This is a genomic window from Virgibacillus pantothenticus, assembly GCF_018075365.1.
GTDB classification, from domain to species: Bacteria; Bacillota; Bacilli; order Bacillales; family Amphibacillaceae; genus Virgibacillus; species Virgibacillus pantothenticus.
In genome coordinates, this window is the sequence record NZ_CP073011.1 from 1,946,922 (window position 1) to 1,965,996 (window position 19,075).

18 protein-coding genes are annotated in these 19,075 nt (G+C 35.1%); 8 read left to right on the forward strand and 10 right to left on the reverse strand.

All coding sequences use genetic code 11. From position 1 onward, the window contains the following. Positions 1–182: 182 nt before the first annotated feature. The 3 genes from tkt to KBP50_RS09265 all read right to left on the reverse strand — a co-directional run bounded on the left by tkt (position 183) and on the right by KBP50_RS09265 (position 3,535). A complete protein-coding gene (gene tkt / locus KBP50_RS09255; protein ID WP_050352839.1) occupies positions 183–2,186 on the reverse strand; it encodes a transketolase in 2,004 nt (667 codons plus the stop codon). 104 nt (positions 2,187–2,290) lie between these two features. Beyond that, on the reverse strand, positions 2,291–2,521 hold the full coding sequence (locus KBP50_RS09260; protein ID WP_050352838.1) for a DUF896 domain-containing protein: 231 nt from the start codon (positions 2,519–2,521) through the stop codon (positions 2,291–2,293). 369 nt (positions 2,522–2,890) lie between these two features. Further along, positions 2,891–3,535 (reverse strand): YneB family resolvase-like protein, encoded by a 645-nt coding sequence (locus KBP50_RS09265; protein ID WP_050352837.1) that lies wholly within the window; start codon positions 3,533–3,535, stop codon positions 2,891–2,893. Positions 3,536–3,812: 277 nt separating this feature from the next. Between KBP50_RS09265 and lexA the strand changes: the two genes are divergently transcribed. Further along, entirely contained in the window at positions 3,813–4,436 is a 624-nt protein-coding gene (lexA, locus tag KBP50_RS09270; protein WP_050352836.1) for a transcriptional repressor LexA, read from the forward strand. 110 nt (positions 4,437–4,546) lie between these two features. Here lexA and KBP50_RS09275 read toward each other — a convergent pair whose 3' ends face one another. The 5 genes from KBP50_RS09275 to KBP50_RS09295 form a co-directional block, all read right to left on the reverse strand. Beyond that, positions 4,547–5,407, reverse strand: a complete 861-nt coding sequence (locus KBP50_RS09275; protein ID WP_050352835.1) for a manganese catalase — start codon at positions 5,405–5,407, stop codon at positions 4,547–4,549. A 217-nt stretch (positions 5,408–5,624) separates the two neighbouring features. Beyond that, positions 5,625–6,194: a manganese catalase family protein gene (locus KBP50_RS09280; protein WP_050352834.1), complete on the reverse strand. Its 570-nt coding sequence runs from the start codon at positions 6,192–6,194 to the stop codon at positions 5,625–5,627. 40 nt (positions 6,195–6,234) lie between these two features. Then, entirely contained in the window at positions 6,235–6,486 is a 252-nt protein-coding gene (locus KBP50_RS09285) for a spore coat protein CotJB (protein ID WP_050353537.1), read from the reverse strand. A 4-nt stretch (positions 6,487–6,490) separates the two neighbouring features. Then, positions 6,491–6,718: a spore coat associated protein CotJA gene (locus tag KBP50_RS09290; RefSeq protein WP_050352833.1), complete on the reverse strand. Its 228-nt coding sequence runs from the start codon at positions 6,716–6,718 to the stop codon at positions 6,491–6,493. Positions 6,719–7,674: 956 nt separating this feature from the next. Further along, a complete protein-coding gene (locus tag KBP50_RS09295; protein ID WP_050352832.1) occupies positions 7,675–7,914 on the reverse strand; it encodes a hypothetical protein in 240 nt (79 codons plus the stop codon). A 762-nt stretch (positions 7,915–8,676) separates the two neighbouring features. Between KBP50_RS09295 and KBP50_RS09300 the strand changes: the two genes are divergently transcribed. The 3 genes from KBP50_RS09300 (at position 8,677) to KBP50_RS09310 (ending at position 12,451) form a co-directional block, all read left to right on the forward strand. Then, a complete protein-coding gene (locus tag KBP50_RS09300) occupies positions 8,677–9,255 on the forward strand; it encodes a hypothetical protein (protein ID WP_050352831.1) in 579 nt (192 codons plus the stop codon). A gap of 1,116 nt (positions 9,256–10,371) precedes the next feature. Continuing rightward, a complete protein-coding gene (locus KBP50_RS09305) occupies positions 10,372–10,794 on the forward strand; it encodes a DUF805 domain-containing protein (protein ID WP_050352830.1) in 423 nt (140 codons plus the stop codon). A 1,423-nt stretch (positions 10,795–12,217) separates the two neighbouring features. Continuing rightward, positions 12,218–12,451, forward strand: coding sequence for a hypothetical protein (locus KBP50_RS09310; RefSeq protein WP_050352829.1), 234 nt, complete (start codon positions 12,218–12,220; stop codon positions 12,449–12,451). 327 nt (positions 12,452–12,778) lie between these two features. Here KBP50_RS09310 and glnA read toward each other — a convergent pair whose 3' ends face one another. After that, positions 12,779–14,116, reverse strand: a complete 1,338-nt coding sequence (glnA, locus tag KBP50_RS09315; RefSeq protein ID WP_050352828.1) for a type I glutamate--ammonia ligase — start codon at positions 14,114–14,116, stop codon at positions 12,779–12,781. Between the two features lie 334 nt (positions 14,117–14,450). Beyond that, a complete protein-coding gene (locus KBP50_RS09320) occupies positions 14,451–14,822 on the reverse strand; it encodes a MerR family transcriptional regulator (RefSeq protein WP_050353536.1) in 372 nt (123 codons plus the stop codon). A 279-nt stretch (positions 14,823–15,101) separates the two neighbouring features. On the opposite strand from KBP50_RS09320, the gene KBP50_RS09325 reads away from it, so the two are divergent. From KBP50_RS09325 to KBP50_RS09340, 4 genes are all read left to right on the forward strand, one after another. Continuing rightward, on the forward strand, positions 15,102–15,461 hold the full coding sequence (locus KBP50_RS09325; RefSeq protein ID WP_050352827.1) for a lactococcin 972 family bacteriocin: 360 nt from the start codon (positions 15,102–15,104) through the stop codon (positions 15,459–15,461). 89 nt (positions 15,462–15,550) lie between these two features. Further along, entirely contained in the window at positions 15,551–17,791 is a 2,241-nt protein-coding gene (locus KBP50_RS09330; RefSeq protein ID WP_050352826.1) for a DUF1430 domain-containing protein, read from the forward strand. A gap of 117 nt (positions 17,792–17,908) precedes the next feature. Further along, positions 17,909–18,553, forward strand: coding sequence for an ABC transporter ATP-binding protein (locus KBP50_RS09335; protein ID WP_175609399.1), 645 nt, complete (start codon positions 17,909–17,911; stop codon positions 18,551–18,553). Positions 18,554–18,692: 139 nt separating this feature from the next. Beyond that, positions 18,693–18,959 carry a hypothetical protein gene (locus KBP50_RS09340; protein WP_156875388.1) on the forward strand — a complete coding sequence of 89 codons (267 nt, stop codon included), beginning with the start codon at positions 18,693–18,695 and terminating at the stop codon, positions 18,957–18,959. Positions 18,960–19,075: the final 116 nt, after the last annotated feature.

Here is a 19,075-nt window from a genome sequence, read left to right on the forward strand (position 1 = left end):
TAATCCTCCCTATTCCCACTAATTGTGCTACTGCTCGTATATTTTTTAAGATACACCTATTATACGTATTTGCTATTAAAAATACTGTCAGATTATAAAGCAAACAACCACTTCTTTTGTCTGGCTATGCCGAATTAAATGAAAAAGAGAAAGACCTATTGGCTAGATCTTTCTCTCGGTGTTTAATGTAAGAGTGATTCTACGTGCTTAATAACATTCTCGACTGTAAAACCATATTCTTCCATTACTTTCTCGCCTTTTGCAGAGGCTCCGAATGTTTCTATTCCGATAACTTTTCCGTGTTCACCAACATATCTTTCCCAACCGAATGGAGAAGCCATTTCAATAGCAACACGTTTTTTAATAGCTGATGGTAGAATTTGTTCTTGATAGCTCTTATCTTGGGCTTTAAAACGATCCCATGAAGGCATGCTAACAACACGCGCTTCGATGCCTTTTTCTTTTAGTTCTGCTTGCGCCCGAACAGCTAATTGAACTTCAGACCCTGTTGCTAAAAGAATCACGTCAGGTGTTTCCTTCCCTGCCTCACTTATAATATAAGCGCCTTTTTTAACACCTTCATATGCATGTTCTTTTGTACCTGGTAACGTTGGTAAATTTTGTCTGCTTAATACAAGAGCAGTTGGTGTATCTGTTGACTCTAAAGCCAAACGCCAAGCAGCTTGAGTTTCATTTCCATCAGCAGGTCGAATAACCGATAACCCAGGCATTGCCCTTAACGAAGCCAATTGTTCAATTGGTTCATGGGTTGGTCCATCTTCTCCTACTGCTATTGAATCATGTGTAAATACATAGGTAACTGGTGTATTCATAATGGAAGCAAGGCGAATGGATGGGCGTAAGTAATCACTAAACACAAAGAAAGTACCCGCAAACACGTGTAACCCTCCGTGTAATGCCATCCCATTTAAAGCAGCTCCCATTGCATGTTCACGTACACCAAACCAAATATTACGACCCGCATAGTTATCCTTTGAGAAATCACCTTCATCGTTCATGGTTGTTTTATTGGAACCAGCTAAGTCAGCACTACCTCCAAAGAAATTTGGAACAGTTTTAGCGATCGCATTTAATACTTTCCCGGAGGACGCTCTCGTTGCTAGTGTATCCTGCTCTGGTTCAAAGACTGGCAATTCCTTATCCCAATCAACTGGAAGTTTACCATGAAGCGCAAGCTCAAACTCCTCAGCCAGTTCTGGATATCTTTCTTTATACATTGCTAATTGCTGATTCCACTTTTCTTCAGCCACGGCACCCTTTTGAACAATTTTTTGATTAAAATCCGCATATACTTCTTCAGGTACATAAAAATCTTCATGTGTCCACTTATAAAATTCTTTTGTCAGCTTAACCTCATCTTCTCCTAAAGGAGCACCGTGAGAAGCCGCAGAAGCAGATTTATTTGGTGAACCGTATCCGATTATCGTTTTCACTTCAATTAAGGTAGGTTGTTCGTGGTTTTCTTGGGCTACCTTAATTGCTTGTCTGATTGCATCAACATTATTGCCATCTTTCACCGTTAGAACTTGCCATCCATAAGCTGTAAAGCGTTGTTCAATATCCTCAGAGAAAGAACGGTTTAAATCACCATCTAAGGAAATATCGTTGGAATCGTAAAGCGCAATCAGTTTTCCTAAACCTAAATGCCCTGCTAGAGAAGCAGCTTCATGAGAAATTCCTTCCATTAAATCGCCATCACTAACTAACGCATATGTGTAATGATCGACAATCGATAAATCCGCTTGATTAAATTTAGCAGCTAAATGAGCTTCTGCCATAGCCATACCGACAGCCATACCGATACCTTGTCCCAAAGGACCAGTCGTTGCCTCTACCCCATCAGTATGATGAACTTCAGGATGGCCTGGCGTTTTTGAACCCCATTGACGGAATGATTTTAAATCATCTATAGATACGTCATATCCTGATAAATGAAGCAAGCTATATAATAACATAGATCCATGTCCTGCAGACAAAACAAACCGATCCCGGTTAAACCATTTCGAATGCTTCGGGTTATGGTTCATAAAGTCTGTCCACAACGTATAGGCCATTGGCGCTGCGCCCATCGGAAGCCCAGGATGTCCAGAATTTGCGTGTTCAATAGCATCAATAGATAATGTTCTAATTGTATTAATAGATTGTTGTTCGATCGTACTTGCCATATTAAAGTTAGCCCCTTTCGTAAATCATAACTATCTCCATTCTATAATGAAACCTACTTTGCCACAAGTGAAACCATGCACTTATAACAAAATAGGCTCATTCGCTAATTTTTGTTCTTCTTCTGTAAATCTTTTACTTTTTTTGGTGTCACATCATTTCCATCAGGATCTACTACTTTCATCGTTTTAAACTGATTCTTAAAAGAATGTCTTACACCTTGTAAATATTCCTGTCGCAGTTGTTTCTGTTCATTTTGTTCGGAAATAGTAAGACCATCCGCTTTTGATTTTCTTGCAAGCTGATTGATTCGTTCTATTTTATTTTTTGAGAGCATTACTTTACCTCCCTAAATGCAAATTGCTAATTCTCTTATTTTCCAATGCATCATAAATATATATCTATTTCGTTTTATTTTACAATAGATTTCGTCGTGATAAAATAGATACTTTTATGGCTTGGATTTATTTACACTAACACAGAAAAAAGACAAGTGCAAAAAACTTGTCTGAGTCGAGTCTGACAAGTTTTGACGCATTGTAATCCCGTGCTCTTAACTTTATTCATGCTCATTGATGCCTTTTACTTTTTGAACCAGAGGTCTTCCATTCTTTCATAGAGGTAATTAACTCTATTTCATTTAATATATGTCATCCGCGGATTCAACTACATGACTAAAGCCACTTGGATTTTTAATAAATAACAGTTAATTCAGTTCTTTTTGGTGTTCCTGATACCTTCTGTGAACAGTGGCTTTGGATACAGTATAGCCTAGCCCGTTTAACGTAACAGCAATTTCTGCAAATGTTAAGCCGTTTTGACGAAGCCTTATCACTTCTTCGATCGGGAATTTTTTTCTTTCTCTCCCCGGAGCTTTATGCCGATTGGATAGATTTACGCTTGGATCATATCCTTCTGCAATGGCTTTGTTCATTCCTCGTTTTATTTTTATATTATGTATTTTCCGCTGATATTCCTCTACAATTCCGACGATTTGCAACACCATGGAGTCTGCCTCGGATAATTCCAATTCACCACCATGGTAAGTAGTATATATAGGAATATGTAATTTGTGTAACTGATGAAAAAGAGCGATTTTTGTATTTCCTCTCCCTAAACGCGTTTCATCTTGAATTAATAAACATTCTGCCTTTTTTTCGGAAAATAGCTCAAGTAATTGAAAAATCCCATCACGATCTATCGTATATCCACTTTCCTGTTCCTGGATACATTTTACAATCGTAAATTGATAGTCAGCTGCTAGTTTCATCAGTTCCTGCTTTTGTCTAACCAATGATGTTTCTTGTATTTTTTTATCAGTGCTTACCCGACAGTAAATTACTGCTTTCACAATTTTTACTCCTTCTATATGATTAACTCATTACAATAGAATAATATAAGAAACCTAATGTTAATGCAAAAGCTACAAGATAGAATACATCTGTTTTTGTCAGTTTTTGAAACATCCAATAGCCCTCCTTCGTGAAATAGAACTTTTGTTCGCTTGTATAATTTCATTATACGCGAACATATGATCTTGTCAAGCGTTTTTCGAACGAATGTTTGCGTAACGTTTTATCTAATGGTAAACTAAGGATAATTAATCTTATGTGCGAGGTGATAGATTCATGTCTAAACTTTCCAAAAGGCAACAAATGATTTTAGATTATATAAAAGATGAAGTAATGCAGAAAGGTTATCCGCCATCTGTGAGAGAAATTGCAAAGGCTGTGGGGTTAGCATCTAGTTCAACCGTTCATGGTCATTTAGCAAGAATTGAAGACAAAGGATATATAAGAAGAGACCCTACCAAGCCTAGAGCCATTGAAATTTTGGATTTTGCAGAAGATAACCCTATTCCAAAAGAAGAAGCTCGCTATGCACCTGTAATAGGAAAAGTTACTGCTGGTTTGCCGATCACAGCGGTGGAGAACATTGAAGAATTTATTCCATTACCGGCAAACAGTGCTGGGCCTGATGATAATTTATTTGTTTTAGTAATTGAAGGAGAAAGTATGATTGAAGCCGGGATTCTGGATGGCGATATGGTGATTGTTAAACAGCAGAACACTGCGCAAAACAGTGATATTGTTGTTGCCATGACAGCAGAAAATGAGGCAACTGTGAAACGATTCTTTAAAGAAAAAGATCATATACGCTTGCAACCGGAAAACGCAACAATGGAGCCTCTCATTTACGATAACGTGACCATTTTAGGAAAGGTTATTGGATTATACCGTAGTATACATTAAAAACTGCCAAACGGCAGTTTTTAATGTATGCGGCCATTCCTACTCATAAAACAAACAGCACTACCTTTTTTAAGGGTATAGCGCTGTTATATTTTTTATCTATTTACGAATTATATTGTATGTGGATCAGGTGGATCATCCGAGGTGCGTAATGCCCATAAAGGTGTATTATAAATATACTTTGGCGCTGGCTTTAGATGGGGAACTGAACCGAATGCAATTGGTTTGTCGACATAATTAAAGTATCCGTAGCCATCCATACTTCTTCCATGAGCCCACCTTCCTTTGGCACTCGCATCTCCTTGAGAAAAATTAAACAACGTATAGGATACTTGTTGCTTTTCTAATTCTCTAGGAAAAGTACTTGGTACAACGATATTCTCCTTCTCTTCCAACTCACAAATTGCGGCATACCATTGATTTTGATGCATGGTGTCCCTTGCTAATAACCAAGATAGCATGTCGCGTACACCACTATCATTCGTCATTTCGTACAAGCGAGCGACTTGTAGCCGTCCTTGTGACTCCGCGTTTAGATTCGCCCTAAAATCAGCTAATAAATTTCCGCTGGCAATGATGTAACTTGCTGTCCATCTGTTTCCAACACTGTCGACAGGCATCGCGCCTAGCCCAGAAACAATCGCTTGCTGAGGATTGGAACCACCTAAAATCGCAGCAATTACAGGATCCTTCGCTGCATCCTCTAATTCAACATCCGGTGCACCATCTAGTAACCTTGCAATCATTGTAGCTATCATTTCAACATGCGCAATTTCCTCTGTTCCTGTATCCATTAACAAGTCTTTGTACTTCCCGTTTCCCCTGACACTCCACCCTTGAAATAAGTATTGCATCATAACAGATATCTCCCCAAACTGTCCGCCAAGTATTTCTTGAAGTTTCTTCGCATAGACGGGGTCGGGGCGTTCAGGTTTAGCATGGTATTGTAATTCTTTTACATGATAAAACAAATTCTCACCCACTTTCCATAGTACATACAATACATACTATATGAAATTGCCCCATTCTTCGTACCTAATAAAAGAGCCCGTTTTCTTTCGTTATTTCATGATCTTTACATTTATTCCTGTAAAACTGAAACCAGTTACAGTTCTTGTTTCCATACTGAAACAGCTAGCTAATATTAATTCTTCAACCATAGCTATTATTTATTCAAACTATTTGATTTTAAAATATTTTCTTCGCATCCCTATCTTCCTTTAATATTTCTACAGCTTCTCTGAAACGTTGCGAGTGAACAACTTCTCTTTCCCGTAAAAACTTCAAACTATCATTTAAATCGGGATCATCAGACATATCAATAATCCATTGGTATGTCGCCCTTGCTTTCTCTTCCGCTGCAATATCCTCATATAAATCAGCAATCGGATCTCCTTTTGCCTGAATATAAGTAGCAGTAAATGGTACCCCCGCTGCATTATTGTAAAACAACGCTCTGTCGTGATCTACGAAGTGCTCTCCAATACCTGCTTGCTTTAATTGTTCAGGAGTTGCATCTTTTGTTAATTTATAAACCATCGTTGCAATCATTTCTAGATGTGCAAACTCCTCTGTCCCAATATCATTGAGCAGTCCTACTACTTTATCCGGAATCGTGTAACGTTGATTTAAATAACGAAGTGCCGCAGCGAGTTCACCATCTGCTCCTCCATATTGCTCAATAAGAAATTTCGCTAGCATTGGGTTACATGTGCTCACCTTTACAGGATATTGCAGCTTTTTTTCGTAATACCACATTTGATTTTCCCCCTAACCATTAGATATTGTTTTCTATTTACTACACTTGCCACGGCCAAGGTGTGTCTTTCCAATTCCATGGATAGTCGGAAAAACTTTTCCCAAAATGCATGAGTGGTCCAAACTGTTTTTCAAAATCCATTTTTAACTGCATCGTTTTTTTAGATAGTTCGTTATATTGTTGAATAGCTTCATAATCATTTGGATGGGTGTCTAAATAAAGGTTTAACTCAACCAGAACAAAATCGTTTGCTTGGATTTCCTCGAGTAGTTGATAGTATTCGGGAGGCATTTGCTTATTCACCTTGCTCGCCTCCTTTATGAGGGTTAGGATAGGGACTGTATAACTGAGGCCAAAGTGTACCATGACAGAGTGCTTCTTTTGGAGTGCTAAATTGTTTTAATCCATACGGTTGGAATCCCATATATAATTGGGGTGGCGTAGCATAACTTTTCACTTTAATGGGTTTACATGGGTCATACGGGCTTATATAAGGTTCCCAATATTTATACTGTGTGAACATAATATCCTCCTTCCTTGTCATCCATTAATCATAATATGACGGTAACTTGCGTTTATTCATAAATAAACAAAACTTAATGAACCCGTATTCATCAATCTATACTGCTTTTTTATACCTTTACAACTCATCAAACGCATCGTAACATTTTTCCATATGTCCATTTTTATATACATGTTAAAATGTTTAGATATAAGGGCTAGTGGATTCTACAATAAATGAGCGCCATAAGAATGTTAGTGTTGGGGCAATTGTGAATTGCGTATGACACTTCTAATGTTTCGTTGAAAAGCATTCTAGAAAATGATATTTTGCAAGGAACACAGAATTTTCTTCTTTGAATGAATCAAGTAATATTTGATGTAACTTCACGTGAGGATTAAAAATGTCTGTTCATCATATGTACATATGATTGCAATTGTCGATTTGTATCCTTCGTTACCTCTTTTTTTTCCTCAAAAATCATTTTAATTTAGAAAAACTTGGCTTGTCGCCAAGACTTTAGGTCGAGTAGGAGGGAACCTTTCCTTTGGGATTGTGTTCCGTCCCCTCCCCTCACAGATCCGTGCGGGCGCAATTAACGCACACGGCTCCTCACCAACATCTTTCACAAAATATAGCTAATATGCTCCCTTAATTCGTAAATGTTAACCTTTATCTTTGGTTTCGGAAGTGGATATTTACGCAAATAACAACCGAAACTTCTCCCATGTGAACGACTTACGCTGACTTCTGCGGTTCATCCACTTGAAAAATTGTTTGATTATTTCATCTTGAAATTTCTCCACTGCTGGCAAATTGTCTGTGATACTATCATAGGGCGCATTTCTAAAGTTGCCTCGTTGCTGGGTGATGGAGCCGGACGTGGCTATTCGGTTATTTCTTTATCACCCAAGCACCTCATTTTATGCTTTCTTATCTTATGCTTATGAAAAAAACGAAGCACTATTTGTGCTCCGTCACCATACAACATTTCTAAGCTCCTTTTCATTCTCATAGTCCACCAATTCTTCGTCTGATTGCGCTTTCAAAATAATGCTATTTACATTATCCAAATTAATGATCGTATTTTTGCTTTTGTACCACTTGGAATCATATCGTTTTAAACTAAAGAAAAAATCATTTTTGCTTTCCCGCTCTTCTTCTGTAACAATTTCAGTACCGTCCGTCATAATGAACGTGATTGTATATTTTTCCATCACTTACACCTCCCTTCTTTCTATGATACGATAAAATGAAAGGAATTTCCCGTTTTCGACATCATTGTTTTAAAAATTTAATGTAAAAAAATTGAAGCGGTTTTCATATATATATGCAGAGTTTAATCCCACCGTTTATCCGATACTTACCTTCTTTCCATACTTAACGATGAGGTGAGCGTATAGACGGAAAATTTAGTTATGGTGTATAAATAAAGTATTATGTTAGGCGGGCGGTTAAAAGTATTGATAAAAGCAATTCGAAGCTATCGCAGCAAAGGTAAGGAAATAGATAGACAGTGGCTATGAACTAAAAGTTTACCATATTTCCAGATAGCATCGGTAAAAATTATATTTATTATTGTTCTCTGAATATTACTCAAGTAAAATATTGCAGTAGTTAGGAGATGTATGAGACAACAACATTAAATGTTCTGTTTTGCCAGTATACTAGCTGTAGCAATTAATATAAGAGCAGGAGTTAACCAAGATATGAAGTATTTTGGTTAGAAAAACTTTGTCGCCAAGTCTAATGGCGAAAGCCTTTTGTTTTTCTTATACTATAAACCAAAAAATTTTATACTTTCCTATAGTGTAAAAAAGACTTTAAGAAAAGTTGACTTATATATGGATAAATTCAATATTCCAGTTTGGTAAAGGCTTAAAACAAACTTCATTACTCGTATAAAATAGATTACGAGGAGGTCATATACATAACGATATTGTAGTATACACTAGAAAAGATAGAGGAGATAGATGTTTATGCACTTAAAAAAAATCAGAGGTTGGAAAAGAAGAATAAAACAGCTTGAGGAATGGAAAAAAGATAGTAATTTGCTTGATATTAATTCTTTAAGAATGTACGGAGTTGAATATAGAAAAATATTTAACTTTGTTGAGCGATATTTTATCCCCAATTGGTTTAAGCGTGAAATCGTATTAAGCTTCATTGATGTTTTTAAGCGTTGGGAAGCTCAGGCAAAAGATGAATTTGAAGAGTTTTATATGTGCTTACATATTAATGAAACTGATATTTTCGACTCTGAAATTATAATTATTATTGCAGAGGCAATAAATTTATATAAGAGTAAGTTTAAAAAAGTTAAAAATTATATACCAATGCCGGATTGGATTATTACGTTCGATAATAAAGAGTGGAGTCCATATTATCTCCATTCAGTCTGGTTGCAGGATGAAATTAATTTACTATCTGACGCAGATAAAAGAAAACTAATGAAACAGTTAGTGAGAGTGAATAAAAATAAAGTTAATTCTCGAGAACTACAAGAGTATATTATTCGAGATTCTATTTTTTGGTGTTTAGATATTGAATATACATAGCTTAAATAAATTTAGCATATGGAAAGAGTGTAACGATTAAGATCACCTTTTTCATTTGTTGATGGTAGTCTTGGCAGTAGCAAAATGAAGCGTTCATAGCTCATAAGCCTCATTTTCATCAACTTGGAAAGTTCACCGACAAATTGCCACCTTTGCTTTAAAATTTTGAAATTATTTTCTAATTTGCATCCTAAATTTTAGACTGGGAAAATTATCGTACCCTTCTGTATACAGCAGCAAATCATTCTTTTATATATTTTACTGCGTATCCAATGATGATACGAATTATTACAGAAAATCCAACCTTCCACTCAGGACAAACAAAACCCCTTAACGCCATTACTACCAAGGGTTTCTGCTTATTAATAAGTTCTCAAATACCGTTCGCTTTCCTAGGGTGGATTTGTGTTTTGATTATGCCCTTTACTTTATTACTTTTCATATGCTTTCAATAAATACGTTCTAATAGGGTTTTATACAGCTAGTCTTTCAGTATTTATCCTACTTTTTCATTCTTATGTGCGTGTTTTGTGACGTATCTGTGCGTGAATATTTTTAGTTTAGAGCTTGCTAAATAGCAGGCTCTTTTTATCGATTGATGTTTAATTTTTTAATGAACTAGCAACATTTTTTAAGTCGGGATAAAAATCCTTTTAGTATCTCTTTTTTTGTGGAATTCTTCATCCGTGAAATCGCCTTGTTCTTTTAATTGGCTCCTCGCTATTTAATGTTGGTAGCATAGCCAAAAGATAGAATCGTAGTCGGTTTGACATGGAGCCTCGGCGGGCATGATTTATGAGCCAAGCAGCTAATATGAAAAGGATATTGGCTCACACATAGAAAATGATATCATGCCCGACACTCCACGTAAAACCTCCTATACTATCATCTGTTTCAATACTAAATAGCGAAGAGACTTTTAATTTCGCTATCTGCTCGAGTAAAGTGTATTTGTTTTCGGTCTGCTTTGTTACTGTAGCCGTTTACCTGGATTGTTAATTTTCTCATAAAGGATATTGAGAATACAAGGAGACATAAAATATGGAATTTCAGTTAAATATTTAAAGAAATGATAAATTATGATATAATTCTTTGTTGAAAAAGGGAGGGAAAAGTATGAAATGGTTTATAAAATGCTTGAAAAATTATGCTACATTTAGAGGACGTGCCAGAAGAAAAGAGTTTTGGATGTTTACATTGGTCTACATGTTAATTCTTTTTGCGTCCGTACTTTTGCTGTCACTCGTAAGCCCTGAGTTACTAAGTGATGATCAAACAGCCTATGGCACAAGCAGCACAGATGCTGACCTGGGGATCGGTGGAGGTATATTAACATTTTTACTAACAATATTCTATATATCTATGATTTTACCATCACTCGCTGTTACTGTGCGACGGTTGCATGATACAGGTAAATCAGGCTGGTGGTACTTTATCATATTCATTCCATTTGTTGGTTGGATTATTTTAACTATCTTTTTAATTTTGGATAGTGAACCAAATGAAAATAAGTATGGTCCAAATCCAAAGCTTGAATAACATCCCAAATTAATAATAATAGCCTATTCCTTTAACTAAAAAAGGGGTAGGCAATAACTGCATGAGGTTAATCAACATTAGTTAATCACCTACAATAAGAACACTTGTTCCTAAAATACGGCCTGATCACTCAAACAACTAGTTATAGAGGCTTTATAACTACGCAGTTGGTCAAAGCTGTATTTAAACATGACCAGAAATACTTCGACTATTTGCATGAACCTGATTTTCACTCAGTTTTTACAGACGAAGCCATAGACTTATTGAAAAAGATTTAGCTGCCACTATAAAAAAACTATCCAACCGGTAACCACTTGAATATTAAACGGATCGGTAAAACTACATACAAGCCGCAGCATAATAATAAATTTGGCTGGCACGCCAGTTCAATTGCGAGAAATGACTGCAAAAATATGTACTAGGTATTTGTGCGTAAGGCTGTTGAGTTTGAGAACAATAGAGAACGAATTACATGAAGTTTGTGCCGCCTGATGTTGAATAAAACAAAAACAGCTTTTTTAAGAGGCTGATTATGCTTTAAAGTAATTTTCGATAATAAATAACATCATTTCATTCCCTTATTTGAGTATGGAATTATTTTTTTTAATGGTTATATATCCCAAAATACTCATAAGGATGTAGTAAACTCCGATTATTGGAATAATCCTAGACAAGCTACCATCAGCTCGAATATATGCAAAAATCACCCAAGTTATAGAAAATACAAACGGAATTCTGATGAAATAAGTTATAAATCCAAAGTGGTTAACTTCTCCAAAGTCTCCCTCCTATAATCCAACTTCTATATTTTTTATTTGCTTTATAATTACATACATCCCACATAGCTGTTGCCACAATTCCTGGAAATGTAGATAATTGCGAGTATAAACATCCACTTGAGAAATAAATTGTTATAATATCCAATTAATTTTGCACAACATTTATTTAGATTAGAAACAGTTAAGAATATGGAAGTTGTATAACACCATTTGCTTCAAATCAAAGGATATGTTTTAATTTTTCAATTAAAATGTTAGATTGTTAATAATAAAATTAATTAGAGGAAAAATTAAGTTTTTATTGATATATGTTTTCACCACATATCTACGCTGATCAAGTTAGCCAGAAACAGAAAATGATTTTCTTTACGAAAGTTTAAAATCTGGTGAAACTGTGATGGATTTTTATTATGAACCAATTTCTGAGGAGGAATTAATTGACAAAAACGAAACACTATCAAAAGAGGTTTGAAAATGAGTCTAATAAAAATACAAATGTAACATCAACGAGCCGAAAGAATAAATGGTATCTCAAAGGAAAAGCTATGTTGGTCTAAGTTACAGGCCAAAGATACGCTGGGCTTCAACATTATATAGAATGGAATTTATAGAGTTATAATTTTAATATATGCTGGGAGAAATTTATGAATAAAATAATGATAGGTTCTATTTTCCTTCTAATGTCTACAATCCTATATTGTACTCGATATATTAGTGCAGCTATTTCAGGAGCAAACGCTAACAACTGGTCTAAAGATGACTTTATAGCACATTTATCATATGTACCAAATGATTTATTGATACTAAGTGGCATTGCTCTAATATTAGGATTGATTTACTTTATTTGGGGATCAATAGAGAGGAAAAAAAGTAAATAGTTATACATTTTTGCCTACATCACGTATGCTCCTCAACCAAGAGGAGCTTTTTAATTTTACTGATCGTCTTTTTTATACTTCAAGAACTTCACAATAAAACTAAAATTTGCAGGTAGGGAAATAAAAGAAATCCAAGAAAGATTAACTAGGATAAAAGAAAAAGGCATGAGTGACTTCGAAAATCATATGAGTAGTATTTTAGATGAATAATTTTTTATGCATATTTTTCTGGGTAATCTCTGGGCGTTCACCAAGAAACCATTAAATTATGACCCTGATTACAAAACCAAAAACCCTCGACACCAACAGTGCCAAGGGCTTCCGTAATTAATAAGTTCTCAAATATTGTTCTCTTTCCCAAGGGTGGACTTGTGTTTTGAACATCTCCCATTCGATTTCTTTTGCCTCAATAAAATGCTCGAATAGATGCTCACCTAACGAATTAACAATAACGTCGCTTTTCTTTAATTCTTCTAAAGCGCCAGCTAATGTGCTAGGAAGATCATGAACGCCGTTTTCTTCGCGTTCTTCTTTTGACATCACATAAATATTACGGTCGACAGCTGGTGGTGGTGTCATTTCCTTTTCAATCCCATCTAACCCAGCAGCCAGTAAAGTAGCAAGTGCTAAATACGGATTCGCTGAAGGGTCAACACTACGAGCTTCTACACGTGTGCTAATACCGCGGGAATTCGGAATACGCATGAGACAACTTCGGTTGGCGCCAGACCAAGCAATATAGCTTGGTGCTTCATAACCAGGCACTAGACGTTTATAGGAATTAACGGTTGGATTCGTAATTGCTGTAAAGCTACCGGCATGTTTAATAATCCCAGCGATAAATTGGAAAGCAGTTTTACTTAATCCCATATCGCCATCCTTATTGTAAAATGCATTTTCGCCATTTTTAAATAGCGACATGTTGACATGCATTCCAGACCCATTTACTCCAAATAGTGGTTTTGGCATAAACGTAGCATGTAGATTATGCTTGCGGGCAATCGTCTTAACCACAAGTTTAAATGTTTGAATATCATCAGCATGCTTTACGGCATCTGAATATTTAAAATCAATTTCATGTTGTCCAGGAGCGACTTCGTGATGGGAAGCTTCAATTTCAAAGCCCATTTCTTCTAATTCAAGAACGATGTCTCGACGACAATTCTCCCCTAAATCGGTTGGCGCAAGGTCAAAATAGCCACCATGGTCGTTTAGTTCCATAGAGGGTTCACCCTTTTCATCGAGCTTAAAGAGGAAAAATTCAGGTTCTGTACCAATATTAAAGGCATCAAATCCGAGCTCCTCCATTTTCTTTAAATTACGTTTTAAATTATAACGGGGATCTCCCTCAAAAGGCGTACCATCTGTTTTGTAAATATCACAAATGAAGCGAGCAACTTTCCCTTTTTCTGATGTCCATGGAAAAACAACGAATGTATCTAAATCAGGGTATAAATACATATCAGATTCCTCTATGCGAACAAAACCTTCAATGGAGGAGCCATCAAACATCATTTTATTATCTAACGCCTTATCCAATTGGCTAAGTGGGATTTCCACATTTTTGATGGTTCCCAGCATATCTGTAAACTGCAATCGAATAAAGCGGACGTTTTCCTCCTTAATGCGTCTTACTACATCTTCTCTCGTATAAGTTCTTCCCATACTTTGTCCTCCTATATAAATAATTATTTATTTGAATAGGAAAACAAATAGATAGTAATAGTGTGAATTTCAAAAATGGCAGAAAATGAACGCAACCGATTCTTTGTTGGTTTGTTTCAGGTGGTTCTGCTATTCATGTAAACCACCCAAAACTAGACAGGTATAGAATAGTTTGGTTCGTTTTATTCCCACTTTGGGCACGTACTAATATCCATTTGTTTCCCTAAACGAACCAAAATGTAAAGAGTACTTGATTATCAATTGCTGCCAGATAATTTTGCTGCTTCTGGTGCTTCAAGCTCACAAGAAATTTAGGTTACATTTTGAACCGAGTTTAACGTGTGAAAAATCTAGAAAGATCACCTTGACGTAAGTTGGTTTTCCTATAAGTACCTGGTTCATTTAATTCCTGTCTTAAAATTCTCCTCAATTCCCTATCAGATATCTGGGATGATTCTGAATCTTTCACTTGTGATTCTTGCTTTGTTTTTCCTTCATTTAATAGCAACTTAATACCTGCGATATTTAGACCTTTATCTAAGTAATCCTTAATCTCGAGCAAACGATCAACGTCATTAAAAGAAAATAATCGTTGGTTGCCACTTGTTCTCTCAGGATGAATTAAACCGTGCTCTTCATAGTACCTTATTTGCCTAGCCGTTAATTCCGTAAGCTTCATTACGATGCCGATAGCAAATAAAGGCATGGAACGCCGATCCTTATCATTCAATTCATGACCCCCTAAATCATAATACTTTTTTATTATATGTCATGTAATCTAACATGTCAATTAGATGTCAGGTTATATGACATAAAAGTTGCCACTAACTCAATTAGTTATATTTTTTCAGATTTTTCAGAATATCAATTGCCAAGAGTAACGCTATATGCTACGCTCTAATTATAAATCTAAACATCACGTATTTTACTATTTATTTTCTGAAAGGGAAGGAGGGAATAAAATGAACAAAACTCCAAAAAAAGGGTGCTTATCACTTTTCTGTCACTAGTACTAGCACTATCTTTCGGAGTCCCTGTTTTTGCAGATAGCGGTGGAATAGAATTAAAAGAAGATAGAGTTATTACTGTATTCGCAAGCAAAAAAGTAGGCGGCGGCACATGGGAATATGGTACAAAAACTAGCGGGATTCTAAAATGGAAAAGAAAAAAAGTATGGTCAAATTACTGGCATCCTAATAAAACTCACGGGTCTTCAGCTCAGCTAGGTGCAAAAACTCCAAATCGATCTTGTGTAAAAAAAGATAAAACTTCATATGCCAGCCAAAAGAGTAAAAATACGAATCTAACAGGCTATGCGTATTGGAATACAAATTGTAAACTTTAATAAAATCGTGGAGCGTTCTAACGAAAATATAAAGTGCCATGAACGCTCCTTTTGATACTACTCAATTCCACTCTGATGGGAGCCTTCCAATGAAAAGAATGGTATTTTTAGCACTTTTACTTTGTTTTTTGATAACTACCTATATTTCATATTGGCAAACTTTAAATCAAGAAATTAACTACATTGCGATGATAGAAAGAGAATTCGCTCAACCATTTTTTATGCCGGAACATAAAGCTTTAAAAAACCCGGATGATGTAAGTGAAATAATGGAAAAAGCAGCACTTGATACAAAAGTAAACTTGTTTCGCGGTGCCCAATATTACAGACCAGATGAGCAAATTGAATATATCAAATATATAATGATAACCAGCCCAAAGACGAAATTTTATCATCTCTTACAACCAATTCAAGGTGAAAAGATTTTATCGAATGAAGCCAGTAATTTATATATATCTTCTACTAAAACAAACAACAATAACCAGATTGGTCACATTCGCATATTTAACCCAAATATGCAGCTTACTATTAAATCATTGCAAACATCATTCGATTATCTACCTGTATATGGACGTTACTTTGTTGAAACAAAAGATGATAAGCAGCTAGATTATTTTCTAAATAGTCTTCTTAATGGGTTAAATACATATGTACAAAAACAAACGAAAACCGACAAGATCACATTTGAAATATCCGATTTACAGCCTTCGGAAGCTTTTATAAAACCAATAGAAGAGTTTTTTCCAAAAAAGGATTTATCCAATTTAAATACCAATAAGCAGTTTATGTTTATTTTGACCGCTTTTCTAATGATGTATTACATTCTAAAAATATCGAAGAAAATCGGGGTTATGAAACTACACGGAATATCTAATTTCAAGATTTGGTGGATTTTTATCGGGAAACTTTTAACTACAATGCTGTTAACGCTAACTTTAGTATCCTTAGTTTTTTCCGCTTTTTTAAGCCACCCTGTTTTTTTTATTAAAAACTCCATAACTCAGCTAGCTTTAGCTTATCTGATTCTCTCGGTTTTATCTTCTATATGTTATACATATGTTGCTGGAAGGCAATTAGATAAAATGATCAAAAATAAAAAGCAAACAAAAGTTGTATTCTTTTTAAATATCCTTAGCAAAATTATTATTGCTACATTTATTATTCTACTTAGTCTTGATGTGATCAGCCAGTATACTAAATTACAAGATGAACAGTACATGTTCAAACATTTGGATGAATGGAATAATATAGATGATTATGGTGTGATTGAGGCCTATACTGGATATACAACTGCTTATAGCCCAGAAGAGATGGAAAAGGATTTATCCAGAAGCGATCAGGCTTTTGCCGAATTATATAACATTTTAAACCGTCAAGGGGCTCTATATGTGGATGCTACAGAGTATGAAGAAGAGTTCTTGTGGCAAAATCGCGGTTATGCAGGGATTTTTTCCATGATAGTGAACCTGAATTTTTTAACGTACTCCCCTATTTATAATGCAGACGGAGAGCAGATACAGATAGACGAAACAGATAAAAATTGGATAATTTTGATTCCGGAACAATATAAACACGAAGAAAAAGAAATCCTAGATTATTTTAACGATTCAAGAGATTTTTATCTTGCATTGGATCAAGGGCAAGAGCTAAAGATCATCTGGATACAAAAGGACCAACGTGTATTTAGTATGAATCCGGAAGTGTCTTCCCAAAATAACAACTTAATTATAGATCCAGTGATACACATAAAAACTGAAAAAAATCATCTTTTTACTTATCGGGGTGGTATACTAGGAAAAGGGCTTGGAGATCCATTAAAAGTAAAATTAAAAAATAACGATGCCGTAGCAACATATAAGACGATCGAGTCAGAGTTGGAACGTCTAAAATTGGAGAGTAGTATTGACATACGGACAAATCAGGAATTCATAAATAAAAGACTGGAAAGCCTAGATCAAGATATTAAAAGTATATTATTGGTGATATTAGGAATGCTAGGCATTTATATCTTTTTAACGATACAAAATTTGCTCATATATTTTGATAAATACGCAAAACAATTTATAATTAAACGCTTGTTCGGTGTTCATTTTATAAACACATACAAATCCGCATTTTTGTTGTTATTGATTATATTCTTTTTGTCTGTATGTATTAGCGTATTTATTGACATTTCCCAGTTGTATTCATTTACTAGTCTCATTGTCCCTTACCTAAGGGAGTTTTTAATAATTGTAATGATCTTGCTTATGATGGAAGTAGTAATAACCGCAATCGCCATAATAATAATTGAAAAAAGAAATAGCTTACAAGTGATTCAAAGTGAATAAATAATGCAACCTTTTTCAGTAGCCATTATTAAACAATAATGGTTTTGCGAAACAGCCTATAAGATTCAATAAGCGAAAGATATTTACCAGATAATTTAGTTAATGGAGGGAGGAGAAATGTTGGGGGAAATTTGCAAACTACAAAACATTTGTAAAATCTATGGAAATAAAAATATATTACAAAATTTTTCATTAACTATTGATCAGGGTGACTTTCTGGCTATTACTGGAATAAGCGGCAGCGGTAAAGCAACATTATTGAACATTATCGGTTTATTGGAAAAGCCTGATAGCGGTAAATTCCACTTGTTCGGAACAGAAAACCCATTTCGTCATTCACGGCTAGTTACTGAAATATTACGTCATAAGCTAGCTTATTTGTTTCAAAACTATGCATTAATGGATAATGAAACAATTAGCAAAAACTTAGATGTGGCTTTGGTATATTCTAAAAAAACAAAGAAGGAAAAGGAAAAACTAAAAAAAGAAGTCCTCGCTCAAACTGGATTAGATTTAGAGCTAAATCAGAAAGTATATGAACTTTCAGGAGGAGAACAGCAGCGTTTAGCCATTTCTAGGATGTTATTAAAACCGTTTGAATTAGTTCTAGCAGACGAGCCTACGGGTTCGTTAGATGCTACGAATCGTGATGAAATTCTAAACATCTTAAAACAACTTCATCAGAACGGTAAAACAATTGTTATTGTTACCCATGACTTTACCGTTTCAAGTATATGTAACAGGCTAATTCAATTAGGCTAACTAAAGCTATTCTTATATCATAACTGTTTCGTGTAAAATGTAAGTAGCCACACTAACACATACACGGAGGTGCTGTTATGAGCGACAAACATCTTACCCGCATTTGACAAGCACGTATAGAACGCTATATGATCAAGAAATGTCTATTCGTGCGCTTCTCAAAACGTTAATAGGATTGTTGATATACCAACGTTTACAAGAGCCTTTTGGTCAAATCGATAAAAATATTACAAAGCACTTACTAGGCTTAAAGCATCGGCATCTTGCTGGAGCTTTTTTTCTGGCATTAATTCCAGATAATAATTTTGTGTCTTATGAATATATATCCCCTAATCTCTTTGAAGTAAATGCACCTAATCATGCCTTGAGCAAATCAAATGATGTATGTGTATCTCTTAAACCGTGAAAAGTAGTTTTTTAATGGCGAGTTTCTTCAATAACTCAGCTAACTGTTTTATTTAAAACCCCTGAAGCTAAAAATATTTACGGATACAAATTCGTGAATAATCCAATGAAATTTTA

Coding starts and splice junctions, on each gene's coding strand:
- KBP50_RS09280 (WP_050352834.1), bottom strand. CDS start 6,194: ATGTGGTATTACGAAAAAAAGCTGCAATATCCTGTAAAGGTGAGCACA.
- KBP50_RS09285 (WP_050353537.1), bottom strand. CDS start 6,486: ATGCCTCCCGAATACTATCAACTACTCGAGGAAATCCAAGCAAACGAT.
- KBP50_RS09330 (WP_050352826.1), top strand. CDS start 15,551: ATGAAAAGAATGGTATTTTTAGCACTTTTACTTTGTTTTTTGATAACT.
- lexA (WP_050352836.1), top strand. CDS start 3,813: ATGTCTAAACTTTCCAAAAGGCAACAAATGATTTTAGATTATATAAAA.
- KBP50_RS09300 (WP_050352831.1), top strand. CDS start 8,677: ATGCACTTAAAAAAAATCAGAGGTTGGAAAAGAAGAATAAAACAGCTT.
- KBP50_RS09340 (WP_156875388.1), top strand. CDS start 18,693: ATGTCTATTCGTGCGCTTCTCAAAACGTTAATAGGATTGTTGATATAC.
- tkt (WP_050352839.1), bottom strand. CDS start 2,186: ATGGCAAGTACGATCGAACAACAATCTATTAATACAATTAGAACATTA.
- KBP50_RS09260 (WP_050352838.1), bottom strand. CDS start 2,521: ATGCTCTCAAAAAATAAAATAGAACGAATCAATCAGCTTGCAAGAAAA.
- KBP50_RS09310 (WP_050352829.1), top strand. CDS start 12,218: ATGAATAAAATAATGATAGGTTCTATTTTCCTTCTAATGTCTACAATC.
- KBP50_RS09290 (WP_050352833.1), bottom strand. CDS start 6,718: ATGTTCACACAGTATAAATATTGGGAACCTTATATAAGCCCGTATGAC.
- KBP50_RS09320 (WP_050353536.1), bottom strand. CDS start 14,822: ATGCCTTTATTTGCTATCGGCATCGTAATGAAGCTTACGGAATTAACG.
- KBP50_RS09305 (WP_050352830.1), top strand. CDS start 10,372: ATGAAATGGTTTATAAAATGCTTGAAAAATTATGCTACATTTAGAGGA.
- glnA (WP_050352828.1), bottom strand. CDS start 14,116: ATGGGAAGAACTTATACGAGAGAAGATGTAGTAAGACGCATTAAGGAG.
- KBP50_RS09335 (WP_175609399.1), top strand. CDS start 17,909: ATGTTGGGGGAAATTTGCAAACTACAAAACATTTGTAAAATCTATGGA.
- KBP50_RS09295 (WP_050352832.1), bottom strand. CDS start 7,914: ATGGAAAAATATACAATCACGTTCATTATGACGGACGGTACTGAAATT.